The 2,578-nt window shown below is 30.4% G+C and carries 4 protein-coding genes; 3 read left to right on the top strand and 1 reads right to left on the bottom strand.

Annotation, left to right across the window (positions count from 1 at the left end):
• Positions 1–912 precede the first annotated feature (912 nt).
• Positions 913–1,389: a hypothetical protein gene (locus ABY298_RS15945; RefSeq protein WP_372747033.1), complete on the top strand. Its 477-nt coding sequence runs from the start codon at positions 913–915 to the stop codon at positions 1,387–1,389.
• Entirely contained in the window at positions 1,379–1,585 is a 207-nt protein-coding gene (locus ABY298_RS15940; protein ID WP_072353295.1) for a helix-turn-helix transcriptional regulator, read from the top strand. Before ABY298_RS15945 ends, ABY298_RS15940 begins: the two co-directional genes overlap by 11 nt.
• 187 nt (positions 1,586–1,772) lie before the next feature.
• Here the strand turns inward: ABY298_RS15940 and ABY298_RS15935 are convergent, their stop codons facing one another.
• A complete protein-coding gene (locus tag ABY298_RS15935; protein WP_372747032.1) occupies positions 1,773–2,153 on the bottom strand; it encodes a DoxX family membrane protein in 381 nt (126 codons plus the stop codon).
• A gap of 113 nt (positions 2,154–2,266) precedes the next feature.
• Between ABY298_RS15935 and ABY298_RS15930 the strand changes: the two genes are divergently transcribed.
• Positions 2,267–2,578, top strand: a 312-nt coding sequence (locus ABY298_RS15930; protein WP_372747031.1) for a winged helix-turn-helix transcriptional regulator, incomplete at its 3' end; no start/stop codon positions are given.

Below are 2,578 nucleotides of genomic sequence, written 5' to 3'. Positions count from 1 at the left end.
CCAGCGTTAATTTTCCGAACTGTTAATCGAGTCAGATTACTCGAGTGAGATTTTAATCGTGAGTAGAAATAAAAAACTCTTGGATTAAGAAAGCTGTTAGCAAAACGTGACAGCTTGCTGCTAACGGTCTTGTGTATGGTTAGTTGCGTGGTTTGGTAGCTAATTTAACAAACTTTTACGGACCAGAGAAAATTCCGAAGGAATTTTCCAAAGAAGCACTTGCCTAAGCAATTAATTATACACGGTGTTAGCAGCCGGCTTTTAATTTTACACAGTTTCATTAATCAAGGCTAATATTGATTTTAGCGTATAATTCCGTTTTTGGTGTTCAATTACGTTCAGATTTGTTTTTTCGCGTACAGATCGACCGTAAAGCTTTTTAAAATTAAAGCAGAGTAGAGTGAGTAGTTTGTTGGTTTTCTATAATGATCTTTTAAAATTTAATTTTTAATGGGTTCTATAATCTTGTGTTGTTTTGCGTATTTCTAATCGGTTCTACTTATTCATCTGAGTAATTAATCCAACGTTGTTGTTCCGTATTATTTGTCAATTTAACTTATCCAACTGAGTAGTTAATCCTGCGTTAATATTCCGTATTGCATATCACGTTAGATTATCCAGATTAGAATTTAATTGTGACGAGGAATAAAAAAACTCTTGGATTAGGAAAGACATTAGCAAAACGTGACTGCTTGCTGCTAACGTGTTTGTGTATGGTTAGTTGCGTGGTTTAAGCAACTAATTTAGCAAATAAAAACCGAATAGAATATTCCGCAGGAATATTCGTAAGCAGTCTAGAACTAGCAATATAATATACTTTGTTGGTAGTATTATATGTTTTACTAAATGTAAAGAATATTTGTCTATTAGTTTTATTTGTTTTACATTTGATAAAAATTAAATCTGATTATTATGAAATTAAATTATCTATTTCCTAACAAGTACAAGAAAATCGGTTGGTTGATACTTATTCCATCCGCATTCATTGGTTTGATAACTATTATTTTAGATTTTGAACCTAATTATTTGGATTTAAATGTTCCTGCCATTTTTATTGATGAGGTTTTTGGTGAAAAGCATTTTATCGGAATTGTTAACAACAATGTTTTAAATGAAATTTTAGGTGTTCTAATAATATTGAGTTCATTATTAGTTGCTTTTTCTAAAGAAAAGTCAGAAGATGAATATATTTCAAAAATTCGGTTGGAATCTTTAGTTTGGGCTGTTTATTTTAACTACGCAATTCTTTTAATATCATTTCTATTCATTTTCGATTTATCTTTTTTATGGGTTATGATATTTAATATGTTTACAATTTTACTGTTTTTTATTATTCGGTTCAACTGGCAAATTTCTAAACTTAAAAAATCCGCTAATTATGAAGAATAGCATTAAAGTAGAGAGAGCAAAAAAGAATATTACGCAAGCTGAATTAGCTAAATTGGCAAAAGTTAGCAGACAAACAATTAATGCAATGGAATTAGGGAAATATGTTCCGTCAACAGTTTTAGCTTTGCGGTTAGCTCAAATTTTTGAAGTTGAAATAAGCGAAATTTTTACTTTAGAAGATTCCGATTGGGTTTAGGTCAAATTACTGCCAACGTTTTGCGTGTATGTGCAGTAGTGGATTTTATATGCTATTTCTTCGGTTTAATACAGACAATAAATATACAAAAAAAGCCATTGGTGAAGAATTAACTCCGCTATGGCTTATATACAACTTAAGTTTGTCTTTTAATTACTTCCTGCTCATAGAAAAGATTTCTTTTTTTCTATTTACCTTTTATGATTGGTTCGTATTTATTCCAGTTAGCAACAATTGCCCAAATATTAATTGCGAATAGTATTAATGCGATTCCAATTCCCGATAGGTCGTGTACTAAATGATGAACAAATATTCCTACCATAACAGGAAGAATTACTAGTGCTCCCAATGCTCTTGTTTTTGGGATTGCTATTAAAGTACCTCCAATGATTTCAATAATTGCTACAAGTGGAAAAATCCATTTAATTGTCATAAATCCGCCCATAATTTGCATCATTTCTTCAGGCATTTCGGGCATAGGCATATAGTTGAAGAATTTGTTTAATCCTGAATTAATCATCATTAATCCGAATAGAATACATAAAGCTGTAAAAATCTTGTTTTTCATTTTTCAATTGTTGTTGTTAATAATATGGCAAAATTAACTATTTTTGATTACCAATAGTAATCAGCTACCTGTAGGTAATCAGTTACTTCAAGGTAATCATTAAATTAGTAGATATGAAAAAAAAGGAACATAAAGAGTGTATGTCCGCCTTGTTACCTGTAAGGGACACTTTAGATGTAATAGGTGGAAAATGGAAACTTTTAATCTTAATTTCAATTTGGGAAGGAAATAAGCACTTTAGGGAAATAGAGAGAAGTATTCCAAAATTAAGTACCAAAGTTTTGTCAAAGGAATTAAAGGATATGGAAGAAAATCAGTTAATTACGAGAACGGTATTAAATGGTTTTCCTGTAAGAACAGAATATACACCTACAGAACATTCCAAAACCTTAAAAAAAGTTATTTTGGAATTGTATAATTGGGGT

Source organism: Lutibacter sp., from assembly GCF_041596795.1.
GTDB lineage: Bacteria > Bacteroidota > Bacteroidia > Flavobacteriales > Flavobacteriaceae > Lutibacter.
The sequence above is the reverse complement of the archived record's forward strand: the minus strand, read 5'-3'. Positions and strand labels throughout refer to the sequence as shown.

Bases quoted from the DNA above. Each gene is read 5' to 3' on its own strand.
- ABY298_RS15940 (WP_072353295.1), top strand. From the start codon at position 1,379: ATGAAGAATAGCATTAAAGTAGAGAGAGCAAAAAAGAATATTACGCAA.
- ABY298_RS15935 (WP_372747032.1), bottom strand. From the start codon at position 2,153: ATGAAAAACAAGATTTTTACAGCTTTATGTATTCTATTCGGATTAATG.
- ABY298_RS15945 (WP_372747033.1), top strand. From the start codon at position 913: ATGAAATTAAATTATCTATTTCCTAACAAGTACAAGAAAATCGGTTGG.